Source organism: Stenotrophomonas sp. YJH_SMC_135, assembly GCF_059372355.1.
The window spans coordinates 38,544-53,439 of record NZ_JCAFVN010000009.1; the positions used below are offsets into that span (position 1 = coordinate 38,544).

At 68.4% G+C, this 14,896-nt stretch carries 13 protein-coding genes; 7 read left to right on the forward strand and 6 right to left on the reverse strand.

Features of this window, described 5'->3' with window-relative positions:
- Both AC5P98_RS20505 and AC5P98_RS20510 read left to right on the forward strand, forming a co-directional pair.
- The gene (locus tag AC5P98_RS20505) at positions 1–648 is read left to right on the forward strand and encodes an ABC transporter ATP-binding protein (RefSeq protein WP_075076551.1); all 648 of its coding nucleotides are present in this window, start codon (positions 1–3) and stop codon (positions 646–648) included.
- Positions 645–3,158, forward strand: coding sequence for an ABC transporter permease (locus AC5P98_RS20510; RefSeq protein WP_088475581.1), 2,514 nt, complete (start codon positions 645–647; stop codon positions 3,156–3,158). The genes AC5P98_RS20505 and AC5P98_RS20510 overlap by 4 nt, the downstream gene beginning before the upstream one ends.
- 103 nt (positions 3,159–3,261) lie before the next feature.
- Here the strand turns inward: AC5P98_RS20510 and AC5P98_RS20515 are convergent, their stop codons facing one another.
- From AC5P98_RS20515 to AC5P98_RS20535, 5 genes are all read right to left on the reverse strand, one after another.
- Positions 3,262–4,197 (reverse strand): DUF6607 family protein, encoded by a 936-nt coding sequence (locus tag AC5P98_RS20515; protein WP_032956723.1) that lies wholly within the window; start codon positions 4,195–4,197, stop codon positions 3,262–3,264.
- Between the two features lie 73 nt (positions 4,198–4,270).
- Positions 4,271–4,870 carry a hypothetical protein gene (locus AC5P98_RS20520; protein WP_049406105.1) on the reverse strand — a complete coding sequence of 200 codons (600 nt, stop codon included), beginning with the start codon at positions 4,868–4,870 and terminating at the stop codon, positions 4,271–4,273.
- Between the two features lie 4 nt (positions 4,871–4,874).
- On the reverse strand, positions 4,875–7,067 hold the full coding sequence (locus AC5P98_RS20525; protein ID WP_425603919.1) for a TonB-dependent hemoglobin/transferrin/lactoferrin family receptor: 2,193 nt from the start codon (positions 7,065–7,067) through the stop codon (positions 4,875–4,877).
- Positions 7,068–7,219: 152 nt separating this feature from the next.
- Positions 7,220–7,414 (reverse strand): hemin uptake protein HemP, encoded by a 195-nt coding sequence (gene hemP, locus AC5P98_RS20530; RefSeq protein WP_005412278.1) that lies wholly within the window; start codon positions 7,412–7,414, stop codon positions 7,220–7,222.
- A gap of 193 nt (positions 7,415–7,607) precedes the next feature.
- Positions 7,608–8,579, reverse strand: a complete 972-nt coding sequence (locus tag AC5P98_RS20535) for an aldo/keto reductase (protein WP_049406102.1) — start codon at positions 8,577–8,579, stop codon at positions 7,608–7,610.
- Between the two features lie 193 nt (positions 8,580–8,772).
- Between AC5P98_RS20535 and AC5P98_RS20540 the strand changes: the two genes are divergently transcribed.
- From AC5P98_RS20540 to AC5P98_RS20560, 5 genes are all read left to right on the forward strand, one after another.
- On the forward strand, positions 8,773–10,071 hold the full coding sequence (locus AC5P98_RS20540) for a NupC/NupG family nucleoside CNT transporter (protein ID WP_014645968.1): 1,299 nt from the start codon (positions 8,773–8,775) through the stop codon (positions 10,069–10,071).
- A 25-nt stretch (positions 10,072–10,096) separates the two neighbouring features.
- On the forward strand, positions 10,097–11,062 hold the full coding sequence (locus tag AC5P98_RS20545) for a ribokinase (RefSeq protein WP_049406099.1): 966 nt from the start codon (positions 10,097–10,099) through the stop codon (positions 11,060–11,062).
- A 149-nt stretch (positions 11,063–11,211) separates the two neighbouring features.
- Positions 11,212–11,643, forward strand: a complete 432-nt coding sequence (locus tag AC5P98_RS20550) for a hypothetical protein (protein ID WP_049406097.1) — start codon at positions 11,212–11,214, stop codon at positions 11,641–11,643.
- Positions 11,644–11,790: 147 nt separating this feature from the next.
- A complete protein-coding gene (gene dusB / locus AC5P98_RS20555; protein ID WP_046428891.1) occupies positions 11,791–12,786 on the forward strand; it encodes a tRNA dihydrouridine synthase DusB in 996 nt (331 codons plus the stop codon).
- Between the two features lie 64 nt (positions 12,787–12,850).
- On the forward strand, positions 12,851–13,678 hold the full coding sequence (locus tag AC5P98_RS20560) for a class I SAM-dependent methyltransferase (protein WP_005415318.1): 828 nt from the start codon (positions 12,851–12,853) through the stop codon (positions 13,676–13,678).
- Positions 13,679–13,735: 57 nt separating this feature from the next.
- Here AC5P98_RS20560 and AC5P98_RS20565 read toward each other — a convergent pair whose 3' ends face one another.
- Positions 13,736–14,803 carry a metal-dependent hydrolase gene (locus AC5P98_RS20565; protein ID WP_014645964.1) on the reverse strand — a complete coding sequence of 356 codons (1,068 nt, stop codon included), beginning with the start codon at positions 14,801–14,803 and terminating at the stop codon, positions 13,736–13,738.
- Positions 14,804–14,896: the final 93 nt, after the last annotated feature.

A 14,896-nucleotide genomic window follows, 5' to 3' on the forward strand; every position in this document is an offset into this window, starting at 1 on the left:
GTGCAGGGCCCGGAGGGTGAAGTCCACATACTGGACAACATCACCCTGACCGTCCATGAAGGCACCAGTGTGGCCATCGTCGGCGCTTCGGGGTCCGGCAAGACCACCCTGCTCGGCCTGCTGGCCGGACTGGACCTGCCCAGCCGCGGCCACGTCGCGCTGGCGGGCCAGAACCTGGGCGACCTGGATGAAGAAGCACGGGCCCAGCTGCGCGCGCGTGCGGTCGGCTTCGTGTTCCAGAGCTTCCACCTGCTGCCGGCGCTGACTGCCGCCGAGAATGTCGCGCTGCCGTTGGAACTGGCCGGACGCGAGGACCGCGCGCGGGTGGACGAGGTGCTGGCGCAGGTCGGCCTGGCCCATCGCGCCCGCCACTACCCGCGCCAGCTGTCCGGCGGCGAGCAGCAGCGCGTGGCGCTGGCACGTGCCTTCGTCACCCGCCCGCGCATCCTGTTCGCCGACGAACCGACCGGCTCGCTGGACCACGCCACCGGCCAGCACATCAGCGACCTGCTGTTCGAACTCAACGCCGGCAGCGGCACCACCCTGGTCCTGGTCACCCACGACCTGCGCCTGGCCCAGCGTTGCCAGTACATCCACCGCATCGATGACGGCCGCCTGCTGCCGGTCGAGCGTGGGGCACAGGCATGAACGTGCTGCGCCACGCGTGGCGCGCGCTGCGCCGCGAGGCGCTGGCCGGCGACCTGCTGACCGTGTTCGCCGCGCTGGTGCTGGGCGTGGCGGTGATGACTGCGGTGGGCACGCTGGTGAACCGGGTCAACCTGGCGCTGACCGGCAGCGCGGCGGAAATGCTCGGCGGCGACCTCGGCATCGCCGGGCGCGATGATCCGCCGCAGGCATTCGCCGACGAGGCGCAACAGCGCGGCCTGGCGCATACCCGCATCGCCAGCTTCGGCAGCGTGCTGTTCAACGGCGATGCCAGCCAGATGGCCAGCATCAAGGCGGTACAGGCAGGTTATCCGCTGCGCGGCACGCTGCGGGTCCGGGCCACGCCCGGCGGTGCGTTGATCGCCGATGCCGGCATGCCGCCCAAGGGCCAGGCCTATGCCGACCCACGCCTGCTGCAGGGGTTGGGGCTGAAGGCCGGCGATGACCTCGAGTTCGGCGCCGGCACGCTGCGCATCGCCGGCATCATCGAGGCCGAGCCGGACAGCGGTGGCGACCTGCTGACACTCTCGCCCACCCTGCTGGTCAACCGCGCTGATGTGGAGGGCACCGGCCTGCTCGGCCCGGGCAGCCGTATCAACTACCGGCTGATGTTCGCCGGCGCAGCGGAGCCGATCGCGGCGCTGCGCCAGTGGCTGCTGCCGCAGGTGAAAGGCCTGCGCCTGCTGAGCGTGGACGACACCCAGCGTGGCGTGCGCCAGGCATTCGATCTGGCCGGGCGCTTCCTCGGCCTGAGCGCGCTGCTGGCGGTACTGCTGGCCGGTGTGGCCACCGCGCTGGCGGCCAACCGCTTCGCCCTGCGTCGCATCGACCAGGTGGCGATCCTGCGCTGCCTGGGCGCACGCCAGCGCGACATCCTGCTGGGCCTGGCGCTGCAGCTGCTGATGCTGGCGGTGCCAGCCTGTGCGCTCGGCATCGGCCTGGGCATGGCCGCGCAGGAAGGCCTGGTGCAGGTGCTGGGCAGCCTGGTGCCGCAGCGCCTGCCGCTGCCGGAAGCGATGCCGGCGCTGACCGGTGCCGGCATCGGCCTGCTGCTGCTGTTCGGCTTCGGCCTGCCACCGCTGCTGCGCCTGCGCGGGGTGCCGCCGATGCGGGTGCTCAACCGTTCCTTCGCCGCCCTGCCGCCGGCGTCGCTGCTGGCCTATGTGGCGGCGCTGGCGGCCAGCCTGCTGCTGGCGGTGCAGGTCACCGGCGATCTGAAACTGGCGCTGTGGGTGCTGGGCGGCCTGGCCGCGCTGGCGCTGGCGGCCGGTGCGGTCGGCTTCGTGCTGCTGCAGCTGCTGCGCGGCCTGCAGCACCGCCTGCATGGCAACTGGCGGTTGGGCCTGGCCGCGCTGACCCGGCGCCGGCTGCTGGCGGTGATGCAGCTGGTGGGGCTGTCGCTGTCGCTGTGCGCGTTGTTGCTGCTGGCGGTGACCGGACCCGGCCTGCTGCAGCAGTGGCGCGAGCGCCTGCCTGCGGATACGCCGAACTACTTCCTGATCAACATCCAACCCGAACAGCGTGACAGCGTGCTGGCCGCGCTGCGCGGACTGGGGGCCAACGACGCCAGCATCGAACCGATGGCGACCGGCCGCCTGATCGCCATCAACGGCAAGCCGCCGTTGCGCGTGGACCGCGAGCCCGTTCAGGACGGGCAACCGGCGCAGGGCGGCCAGCGCGATGACGATGACGAGAACCGGCCGCTGAATTTCAGCTGGCGCAGCAGCTTCCCGCCGGCCAATACGCTGATGAACGGCACCTTCTGGACGCCCGACAGCACGGCGCCGGAGGCGTCGGTTGAAATCGGCTGGGCCAAGCGCTACGGCGTGTATCCGGGCGACCGCATCACCATTGCAGTCGGCGAGCAGGAGCGCGAGTTCACCGTCACCAGTGTGCGCAAGGCCGACTGGAACACCTTCCGGCCGAACTTCTTCGTGCTGCTCAATCCCAATGCGGTGGGCGATACCCCGCACAACCTGCTGTCGGCCTTCCATCTGCCGTCCGGCAACGCGGCCGGGCTGGGCGAGCTGGTGCGCGCGCAGCCGAACCTGTCGCTGCTGGACGTGGACGCGGTGATCTCGCAGGTGCGCGATGTGATGGAGCGCGTGGCGCAGGCAGTGCAGCTGGTGATGGTGTTCAGCCTGCTGGCCGGCGTGCTGGTGCTGCTGGCGGCGCTGCAGGCCACCGCCGGCGAGCGCCGCTACGACAGCGCGGTGCTGCGCACGCTGGGCGCGACCCGGCGCCAGCTGCGCGGCGCGGTGCTGGTGGAGTTCGGCGCGCTGGGCACGCTGGCGGCGTTGCTGGCGGTGGGCGCGGCCGCAGCGATCGGCGTGGCGGTGTCGCAGAAGGTGTTCGAGCTGCCCTTGCTGCCACCGTGGCCGGGCCTGCTGATCGGCGGCGTGGTCGGCATCGGCTTGAGCCTGCTGGCGGGCTGGTGGGGTACGCGGGCGATCCTGCATACGCCGCCGGCATTGGCGCTGCGCGAGGCCTGAATCGGTTGCGCCTCCGGATGGCGTGCCGAGCAAGCCCGGCCCCCCACCGGCAGCCGGTGAATGCGGTGCCGGGTACCCCCGGCACCCCTCTCCATCGCGGCGATCAGCCTTCCTTCGGCGCCTTTTCCACGTACTTGGCGAACACCTCGTCGATCTGCTTGTCCTTCACCTTTTTGCCGGACTGGATCGCTTCGGCCTGGGTGAACAGCGGAATGATCATCGCCATGCCATCGATCTTGGTCTTCAGGTGCACGCCCGGGGCCTGGCCGAGGAAGCCGTCCCAACGCTGGCGCACCTTGGCCCAGTAGCCGGCAGTGGCCTTCCAGTAGTCACGCGCCGGGGTGAAGTCGACCTCGGTGGTCTTCACGTAGTCGTTGAAGCCGAACTCGCGTGCGATCTCCACCTGGCTGCCGTCGGCGTTGCGCTGCACCTTGGTGTTGAACTGCTCGTGGGTCCAGCCATTGGGCGTGAGCGTGTGGCGGTTGACGACGGCCAGCGCGTTGTAGTCGCTGCGCTTGGTGTACTCACGGCGCGGCAACGGGCGCCAGCTGAGGTCGCTGGTCCAGCTCGGCACGTTGTTGGTGTAGGTCCATTTGCCGGTGCCGCAGTAGCGCGGTGCGTCGCTCACTTCGTACACGCACTGGGTCCAGGCGCCCTGGTTCACCGCTGCGGGAATGCGGCGTACCTGCCAGGTCTGGTCGGCGCTGAACTCGAATCGGTTCGGTGCTTCGTAGACCCAGTCCTGGCGCCAGTGCTTGGTGATGTGGCCGCTCTTCTCGTCCAGCAGCAGGTGCTGCAGCACGATGCGCTTCGGCGTGTCCTCGACCACGATCACCAGTTCGTTGCCGCCGCTGCGCATCGCCGGGGCGCGCTCGTAGCCGGGCTTCAGCAGCACGGTCTCGTCGAATGCGAAATCGACGGTGTACTCGCCCTGCATGGCAAGGATGCTGTCGTGGTCGCGGGCGATGCCGGAGGGCTGCGCGCTGGCCACGCCGCTGGTGGCGAGCAGCAGCAGGACGCTGGCTGTCTGGAGCTTCATCGGGGTCTTCCTTCGGGGTTGCAGATGCAGTGAGAGGCCGTCCGTGGCCGACAGGCGTTCCATCGGGAAAGGGTTACAGCCGGATCAGCGGCAGGTCGCCGGGAACCCGCGGCGCCGAGCGACGTGCAGCATCGGCGCAGCAGCAATCGTCGATCGCCAGCTCGCCTTCGGCACCTTCCAGCCGCGCGATGCGACGCGCGGTGGCTGCGCCCAGCGAGGACAACGTCGACAGGCTTGCAGCCAGGGTGCGGCCGTCGTCGGCGGCATGCAGGCGCAGCGCGCACAGTCGCCAGCGCTGGCCACCGAGATGGCCGGCCAGGCGCCGCCACAGGCGTTCGCCGACACTGCCCTCGCTGTCATGCTCCGGGCCCGGCGGCAGCGCCGCGACCAGCCGGTCCCAGGCCAGGAAATCGCTGTCGGGCAGCAGGTACAGCCGCCACACGCAGCGGCCGCGGCCATCGAGGAAACACAGGCTTTCGCGCACGCCCTCGCTGTCCACGCCCTGGCAGGCATGCACGCGTACTGCCTGGCGCCAGCCACCGAGCTCGTTGCCGTCGGCGCGGTACAGGCACAACACGGTGCCGAGCGTGGCCAGCTGTGCCGGCGTCGGCCAGGCCGCGCTGCCCTGCGCGGCGATGGCGTCGTTCCTGCGTGCGGACAAGGCTCGGCTCATGAGGTCACCAGGAAACGGCAAGGCTGGCGGAGAGGGTGCGGCCCGGGCTGGTATAGCGGTCCAGCACGCGGCTGCCCGGCGACAGCGTCGAACCCACGTTGGACCAGTCGATGTAACGCTTGTCGCCCAGGTTGAACACGCCGACGTTGAAGGTGGCGCCCGGGGCGAAGTTCCAGTGCGCCATCAGGTCGGCCACGCCGTAGCCGGCCGGGCGGTACAGCGTGGCGGCGGTGACGCGGTCCTTGCGCTTGACGAAGGTACCGGCCAGTTCGACGCCCCAGGTGTCGGTGTCGTACATCAGGCCGACGGTGCCACGCAGCGGGTCGACCGAATCCAGCGGGGTGTCTTCGGTCCTGTTGTCGCCGCGCGACCAGGCCACCGAGCTGCGCAGCGCCCAGCCCTGCAGCGCCGGGCTGATCTGGCCGAAGTCGACGCCGGCCTTCATTTCGGCACCGTAGATGCGCGCATCCGCGATGTTGCGCGACTGGAACACCATCAGGCCCTGGGCGTTGGTGCCGACCAGCGATTGCGACTCGATGAAGTCCTTGTACTCGTTGTAGTAGCCGCTGAGGCTGACGTAGGCCGCTGGCGACAGGAAGCGCAGTCCCAGCTCCATGCCGTCACTGGTTTCCGGCTTCAGGTCCGGATTGGGAATGGCGGTGTAGCCGAAGGCGAAGTTGGTGAAGCCCAGGTTGACGTCGTTGTACGGCGGCGAGCGGAAGCCATGCGAATAGCCGGCAAACAGCGACCATTCGTCGGTGAAGCGATAGACCATGCCCAGCTTCGGCGAGACGCTGGTCTTGGTCAGCCTGGCCACCGCAACGCCGGGATTGTCGTCGGCGAAGATGCTGTCCACCTCCGGCTTCAGCTCGTAGCGGTCCACGCGCACGCCCGGCACCAGCGACAGCTTGCCGTTGGCCATGCGCATTTCGTCCTGTGCGTACAGGCCCAGCTCGGTGGTCTTGCTGATCGGGAAATCGCGCACCGGGAAGGCGTCGGGCAGGATGGTGGTGCTGGTCTGGCCATTGGCCAACACCTGGTAGCCGTCGCGCTTCTGGCGGATCTCGGTATGCGCGCCCTCGAAACCGTAGGTCAGCGCGTGTTCGACGCTGCCGGTGCTGAACGCCTTGTTGAACTGCGCCTGCAGGCCGTAGACGCGCTGGTCGAAGTTGAACGCGCGGTGGCGGCGGCTGCGGTTGGCGCGGTCCTCATCCGTGATCTGGGTGGTTTCGCTGTACTGGGTATACAGCTGCCAATACAGGCTGTCGGCGAAGCCCTTGTCCAGCGCATCCATTTCATGGGCGAACGACACGCGGGTGCGGTTCTGCGTATCGCGCGCCTTCATGCCGGTGGTGGTGGTGCGGTCGATCGAGGACAGCACGTTGGTATCGGTGTTGTCTTCGTTGCCTTCCACGGTCAGCCGGAAGCGCTGGTCCTCGCTGGGTGCATAGACCAGCTTGGCCAGGCCACTGCGACCATCGCGGTCCTGCGGGTTGGGCGCGGTGCGGGTATTGTCGAGGCTGCGTACATCACCCTTGTTGCCGGTTTCCTGGCCCTGGCGATGGTTGATGTTGACCATGCCGCTCCAGTGTTCGCCGCCGAACGCGCTGGTCACGCCGCCGAGCAGGCCCTTCCACTCACCGTCGTAGCCGAACTTCAGGCCGACGTAGCTGTCCTTGCCATCCTTCAGATAATCGGCCGGATCCTTGGTGACGAAGGCCACCACACCCCCGAGCGCGTCGGACCCATACAGCGAGCTGGCCGGGCCGCGCACGATCTCCACGCGCTTGAGCGTATCCAGATCGGTGAAGTTGCGGTTGGCGTTGGAGAACGAGCCGATGCTGAAGCTGGTGGGCATGGCGATGCCGTCGGTCTGCACGCGCACGCGGTTGCCGTCCAGGCCACGGATGCGGATGCTGCCAAGGCCGAAGCGCGCGGCGCTGCGGCTGACCGACAGGCCCGGCTCGTAGCGCAGCAGATCCTTGATGTCCTGCACCAGGTGCCGGTCCATCTGCTCGCGGTCGATGACGTCCACGGTGGCCGCCACATCGCTCACCGCCCGCTCGGTGCGGGTGGCGGTGACCTGCACACGGTCGAATTCGCGCGCATCGGGCGCGGCGGTGGCCGCGGCAGCAGCATGGGCGGACAGCGGCAGGGCCATCCAGACGGCAAGGCAAAGGGCGGTAGGGCGGGTCATCGGGTTCGTTCGTCAGGCAGGGGAACCCCCGGTTACCGGCACACCCGGAGGGTGCACGCGGTAGACCGAGGGGGAGAGAGCGGGAGCGGACGGGTCGCCCACCCTGCCGGCGCGGCCGGCAGGAGGGAGGGGGGCGGGCGACCAGGCCGCGATTACTTGGTCAGGATCAGCTTGTCGTTGCTGGTGTGCCGCAGGCGATAGAAGCGGTCGCCGTGCTGGATCAGGATTTCACGACGGCCCTTGAGCAGGGCTTCGCTGTCGATGACCTCTTCCGGCGGAACGACACGGACCGGACGATCGCGGAGGGTCAGCGTTTCGGGGCGCAGCAGTACAGGTTGAGCATTCATGAGCATCTGGACTCGTGCGAGGGACGAGTCAAATGATAATGATTCTCAGTTGACAATCAACAACCATTCTCAATTTGATTGATGAGATTAATGATCGAATTCTGAAATTCGATAGATCATGTCAATCAAATGGCGACGCAGCCGTGTAGAGTCGACTCTACCGAGGCCCCCGAGGCCCGGTCGGCCCCCGGGTTCAGGCGAAGGCGGCTTCGACGTCGGCCCAGCCGGCGGCGTCGACCTGCTCCAGCACCTCCAGCGCCTGCAGGTTCTGCAGCAGCTGGCTGACCCGGCTGGCACCGAGGATCACGCTGGAGACGTTCGGGTTGCGCAGGCACCAGGCGATGGCCAGCGTGGCCGGCGTCTGCCCCAGCGCACGCGCCACCTCGCTGAAGCGGCGCACCTGGGCCAGGCGGGCCCCGGCGTCGTCACCCAGCACCAGCGCCTGCAGCCATTCCATGCCCTCGCGGCCCAGCCGCGCATCGGCCGGAATGCCCTGGTCGTACTTGCCACTCAGCAGGCCCGAGGCCAGCGGCGAGAAGATGGTGGTGCCCAGGCCGGCACCGGCATACAGCGGCGCGTACTCGACCTCGACCCGTTCGCGGTGCAGCAGGTTGTACTGCGGCTGCTCCATCGACGGGCCCTGCAGGTTGCGCGCCTCGGCGATGTCCAGCGCCTGCTGGATCTGCACTGCCGACCACTCCGAGGTCCCCCAGTAGAGGATCTTGCCTTGCCGCACCAGGGTATCCATGGCATGCACGGTCTCGGCGACCGGCGCGTCCGGATCCGGGCGATGGCAGTAGTAAAGGTCCAGGTAGTCCACCCGCAGGCGCTTGAGCGCCGCATGGCAGGCGTCGGTCACATGCTTGCGCGACAGGCCGCGCTGGGTCGGCCGTGGGTCCTTGGCGCTGCCGAAGAACACCTTGCTGGAGACGCAGATGCCGTCGCGCGGCAGCCGCAGGTCGGCGATCACATCGCCCATCACCTGTTCGGCGCGGCCGTTGGCATAGCCCTCGGCGTTGTCGAAGAAGTTGACGCCGTGGTCCCAGGCGGCGGCCACCAGGTTGCGGGCCTCGTCGCGCGGGATCTGGTCACCGAAGGTCACCCATGCGCCGAAGGACAGGGCGGAAATCGGCAGGCCGGTGGAGCCCAGGCGACGGTATTGCATGCGAATCTCCTGCTGCGGGCCCGCATCCGGGCCGGGATCGAGCCCCATTCTACCTGCCGCCGCCGGCCGCAAGCCCTTGCCGTTGCTGGCCTGATCGGTACCGATAGATGCGCGCACGCTGCTTTTTCTTGCCCCGGCCCCTGCCCTGCACTAGGCTTCCCGTTTTTCGCGACGCCCCAGGGGAGTCACTCACATGGTCGAAGGTTTGGGCAGGATCGGCTTCGGCCTGTTCGGGTTGGCGGTGCTGATCGGCATCACCTGGTTGTTTTCCAACAACAAGCGTGCGGTTGACTGGAAGCTGGTTGCCACCGGTATCACCCTGCAGATCGCGTTCGCGGCGCTGGTGATCCTGGTGCCGGGCGGCCGCGACGTGTTCGATGCGCTGGGCAAGGGCTTCGTCAAGGTTCTCAGCTTCGTCAACGAAGGCTCGGGCTTCATCTTCGGCTCGTTGATGGACACCAAGAACTACGGCTTCATCTTCGCCTTCCAGGTGCTGCCGACCATCATCTTCTTCTCGGCGCTGATGGGGGTGATGTACCACCTCAACGTCATGCAGGCGATCGTGCGCGTGATGGCGTGGTCGATCACCAAGGTGATGCGCGTGTCCGGCGCGGAAACCACCAGCGTCTGCGCCAGCGTCTTCATCGGCCAGACCGAGGCGCCGCTGACCGTGCGCCCGTACATCGCCAGGATGACCCAGTCCGAGCTGCTGACCATGATGATCGGCGGCATGGCCCACATCGCCGGCGGCGTGCTGGCGGCCTATGTGGGCATGCTCGGCGGTGGCGACCCGGCGCAGCAGGCCTTCTACGCCAAGCACCTGCTGGCAGCGAGCATCATGGCCGCACCGGCCACCCTGGTCGTGGCCAAGCTGCTGATTCCGGAAACCGGCACCCCGCTGACCCGCGGCACGGTGAAGATGGAAGTCGAAAAGACCTCCAGCAACATCATCGACGCGGCCGCTGCCGGTGCCGGTGACGGCCTGAAGCTGGCGCTGAACATCGGCGCGATGCTGCTGGCCTTCATCGCCCTGATCGCGCTGCTGAACGCCCCGTTGACCTGGATCGGCGAGGTGACCGGCCTGGCCGCTGCCATCGGCAAGCCGACCAACCTGTCGACCATCTTCGGTTACGTGCTGGCCCCGATCGCCTGGGTGATCGGTACCCCGTGGGCTGATGCCACCACCGTCGGTTCGCTGATCGGCCAGAAGGTCGTGATCAACGAATTCGTCGCCTACACCGAACTGTCGCAGATCGTGAACGGCCAGGTGGCCGGCGTGAGCCTGTCCGAGGAAGGTCGCCTGATCGCCACCTACGCGCTGTGCGGCTTTGCCAACTTCAGCTCGATCGCGATCCAGATCGGCGGCATCGGCGGCCTGGCCCCAGAACGTCGCCACGACCTGGCCAAGTTCGGCCTGCGCGCCGTGCTGGGCGGTACCATTGCCACCTTCATGACGGCGACCATCGCCGGCGTGCTGACGCACTTCAGTTGAACCCTTGGTTGAGAAAAGATTCCCTATGAGCAGCAGTGTCGTTGTCGTCGGTTCCTTCAATGTCGATCACGTGTGGCGGTGTGAGTCGCTGCCGGCACCGGGTGCGACCATTGCCGGCCGCTACAGCACCGGCCCCGGGGGCAAGGGCTTCAACCAGGCGGTGGCGGCCTGCCGCGCCGGTGCCGACACGCACTTCGTGTGCGCGTTGGGCGATGACGCCGGTGGCGCCACCGCGCGTGAACTGGCTGCGCAGGATGGCTTCGCGCTGATCGCCGAGGCCAGCAGCGAACCGACCGGCACCGCGGGCATCTACGTGGACGCGCGTGGCCGCAACACCATCGTGATCGGCCCGGGTGCCAACGCCGCGCTGGGCACCGATTTCCTGCAACAGCAGCAGGCCCTGCTGACCCGCGCCAAGGTGGTGCTGGTGCAGCTGGAATCGCCGGTGCAGACCATCGAAGCGGCGCTGGCCACGGCCCGCGAGGCCGGTGTCACCACCGTACTCAATACCGCACCGGCCGATGCGCCCTCGACCATCGGCCTGCTCAAGCTGGCCGATGTGATCACCCCGAACGAAACCGAGTTCGCTGCCCTGCTCGGCCGCCATGTCGGTGAGCGCGTGGATGCCAACGACGTCGCCGCGCTGGATGGCGCCAGCCTGCACGCGCTGTGCCGCAAGCTGGTCGGCAACGGCACCGTGGTGGTGACCCTGGGTTCGGTGGGCGTGTTCGTGTCGCATGCCGACGAGAACCTGCGCGGCGATACCCAGCCGTACTACCGCGTGGGTGCCGAACAGGTGCAGGCGATCGACACCACCGGTGCCGGTGACGCCTTCAACGGTGCGCTGGCCGCGTCGCTGGCGCAGGTGGCCGACGCCCCGTTCGCCCGCCACGTGCGCTTCGCCAACCAGTTCGCCGGCCGTTCGACCGAGAAGGAAGGCGCCGCTGCGGCGATGCCGCGCTTCACCCCGGCCGACGCTGAAACCAAGTAATTCCACGCCACGCGTGGATGACGAGGCCCGGGTGTGCAGACACCCGGGCCTTTCTTTTGCCCATTGCCCAGCCCCTGCGACCGCCTGTCGCATTGCCCACATCCTGCCCCTCGCCCACCATCCGCGCAGCTTCCTCGCACGGGCAGGACATGGACGGATTCCCCTGGCTGCTGGTCGCGGCCGCCGGCAGCGCCGTGGCGGCGCTGCTGCATATCGGCTGCATCGCCTTCGGCGCCGCGTGGTACAGGTACTTCGGTGCCGGCCAGCGCGTGGTCCGGTTGGCGCATGCGGGGCACTGGTGGCCACCGCTGATGACCGCCGGCATCACTGCCGTGCTGGTGGCCTGGACCCTGTACGCACTGGCCGCCGCGGGCTGGCATTCGCCGCTGCCGGCCAGCCGCCTGGTCCTGCCCGGCATCGCCGCGCTGCTGTTGCTGCGTGCCGCGATGGGCTTCGGCCTGGCGCTGTTCCGGCCGGGGTACAACGGCACGCGCTTCTGGGCGGTCAGCTCGCTGGTCTGCCTGGGCCTGGGGCTGGCCTTCGCGCTGGGTACCCGCCAGGCCTGGCAGAGCCTGGGTTAGCCGCCCACCATCGCCCGCCCGTGGGGGCGGCGAAAGCAACCGTCAAGCATCTGCTGATGCCGGTACGGCATGAGGTCGGTGCCGATCGGCCTGAACCGGACCGCGTCCGGCACGGCCGTACCGCCGCCCGCACCCTACAATGGGCGCATGCAGATCGGCCCGTACACCATTGCCCCCAACGTCGTGCTGGCACCCATGGCCGGCGTCACCGACAAGCCCTTCCGCCTGCTGTGCAAACGGCTGGGTGCGGGACTGGCCGCCTCGGAAATGACCATCAGCGACCCGCGCTTCTGGAACACGCGAAAGTCGATCCACCGCATGGACCATGACGGCGAGCCAGCCCCGATCAGCGTGCAGATCGCCGGCACCGAGCCGCAGCAGCTGGCCGAGGCCGCGCGCTACAACGTCGACCACGGCGCGCAGATCATCGACATCAACATGGGCTGCCCGGCCAAGAAGGTGTGCAACGCCTGGGCGGGCTCGGCGCTGATGCGCGACGAGCAGCTGGTGGCGCGCATCCTCGAAGCCGTGGTCAACGCAGTGGACGTGCCGGTCACGCTGAAGATCCGCACCGGTTGGGACTGCGACCATCGCAATGGCCCGGTGATCGCCCGCATCGCCGAGGCGAGTGGCATCGCCGCGCTGGCCGTGCATGGCCGCACCCGCGACCAGCATTACACCGGCCAGGCCGAGTACGCCACCATCGGCGAGATCAAGGCTGCGCTGCGCATCCCGGTGATCGCCAACGGTGACATCGATTCACCGCAGAAGGCCGCCCACGTGCTGCAGCAGACCGGGGTGGATGCAGTGATGATCGGCCGCTCCGCGCAGGGCCGGCCGTGGATCTTCCGCGAAGTGGCGCACTACCTGGCCACCGGCGAGGAACTGCCACCGCCGTCGCTGGCGGAAGTGCGCGACATCCTGCTTGGCCACCTGCACGCGCTGCATGCGTTCTATGGCGAGCCGCAGGGCGTGCGCATCGCGCGCAAGCACCTGGGCTGGTACGCCAAGGATCGTCCGGAGAACGCCGCGTTCCGCGCGGTGGTCAACCGTGCCGAAGACCCACAGGGCCAGATCGCGCTGACCACCGAGTACTTCGACCGCCTGATCGCCGGGGAACCGGCGCTGTCTTCGGCCGCCTGACCGCCCCCGCCGCGTCGCAACGTCGAGCCTGCTCGACCGAATTGAACTCCGAGAGCCCGCCTCCATGACCCCGCCGATCTCCTCTCCGACCTACCTGCACGGATTTTCCGGCACCGAACAGCAGCGCCTGATGACCCAGGCCCGGCTGCTGGAATCGAGCATCTTCGGCCAGATCGACTACAGCGGCGCGCGGCGCCTGCTGGAAGTCGGCAGTGGCGTCGGTGCGCAGACCGAGATCCTGCTGCGCCGCTTCCCCGAGCTGCACGTGACCGGCGTGGACCTGAGCGAAACGCAGCTGGCCACCGCGCGCGAGAACCTGGCGCGCACGCCGTGGTGCAGCGACCGATACACCCTGCAGCAGGCCGACGCCGGCGAGCTGCCGTTCGAGGCACGCAGCTTCGACTCGGCGTTCCTGTGCTGGGTGCTGGAACACGTGCCTTCACCGGCGCGGGTGCTGAGCGAAGTGCGCCGCGTGCTGGCACCGGGTTCGCCGGTCTACATCACCGAAGTGATGAATGCCTCGTTCCTGCTCGACCCGTACTCGCCGCACATCTGGCGCTACTGGATGGCCTTCAACGACTTCCAGTACGACCATGGCGGTGACCCGTTCGTCGGTGCAAAGCTGGGCAACCTGCTGCTGGCCGGCGGCTTCCGCGACGTGCACACCGAGATCAAGACCATCCACCTGGACAACCGCGAACCGGCGCGTCGCAAGACGATGATCGCGTTCTGGGAACAGCTCCTGCTGTCGGCCGCCGACCAGCTGCTGCAGGCCGGCTCGGTGGACGAGGAAACCGTGGAAGGCATGCGCCGCGAGTTCCGCCTGGTGCAGAACGACCCGAACGCCGTGTTCTTCTACTCGTTCGTCCAGGGCCGCGCCACGGTGTATTGATCCGGTGTTCTGCTGTCGATCGGGGCCGTAGAGCCACGCCATGCGTGGATCCACTGATCAATGCACGGCGGTGTGGTCGGCCGCGCCCGGCGCCGCCGCCGGCTCCTGCCAGATCCGCTGCCACATCGCCGCCAGGCGGCGACCGGCGTCGGCACGCGCGGCGGGACTGCTGTAATCCACCCGCACCTGCTCGGGAACGATCGCCCGCCACTGCCCGTCGGCCTGCCCGGCCACGACGAAGTTGAAGGTGTAGTCCGGCTCCAGCCCCATGCGCAGGTCACTCAGCACCAACCGGCCGTCAACCACCTGCGCACGCATGAAACCGCGGTTGAACCACGTCAGCTGCTGCACCGCCGGGATGGCCTGCGCTTCGCGCAAGGCCTGTACGTTGGACGCATGGCCTTCGAACCGCATCGGCCCGTGGTCGGCCACCAGCGAGCGGTCACCCACCACGTAGCCATTGGGCGTCATCGCCACCACCCGCCACAGCAGGGTGTTGAACGGCATCGGTACCGAGAAGCGCGGCGCATCGCCCAGGCCCATCGCGGCCAGGCTCTGCTGTGCGGCACGGTCGACCTGTGACTTGGCGATCAGGCCCCAGCCCAGGTAGCCACTGCTGAGCAGCAGGGCCACGCCCAGCACCTTGCCCGCCCAGGGCCGGGCGCGGCCGAACCAGGCCAGCACGCAGCCCAGCAGAAGCCACACCGTATACCCCGGGTCGATGATGAAGACACTGGATCCCATGGTCGGATGCGGGCGCAGCGGCCACCACAACTGGGTGCCATACACGGTGAACGCATCCAGCACCGGATGGGTGACCAGCGCCAGCTGGATCGCCCAGAACCAGCGCAGAGGTGACTGCGCGACGCGGCCATTGCCGAAGCGCTTGAACAGCCACCAGATCAATGCCGCCACCCATGGCAGTACCAGCAGCGAATGACTGAAACTGCGGTGCTCGATCATGTTCGCCACCGGATCGGCTGCGGTGAAACCGAGCCACAGCGCGTCGAGGTCCGGCAGGGTGCCAAGCGCGGCACCAGCGAGCAGGGCCGCGCGGCGATGTCCGGGCGGGGCGATGGCAGCGGCGACGGCGCCACCGAGCACGATCTGGGTCAGGGAGTCCATGGGCCGATGCTAGCGGCTTGCGGGCGGTGCATGTAGAGCCGAGCCCATGCTCGGCTGCGCTTCGTTCGGCGCCACGTCAGCCGAGCATGGGCT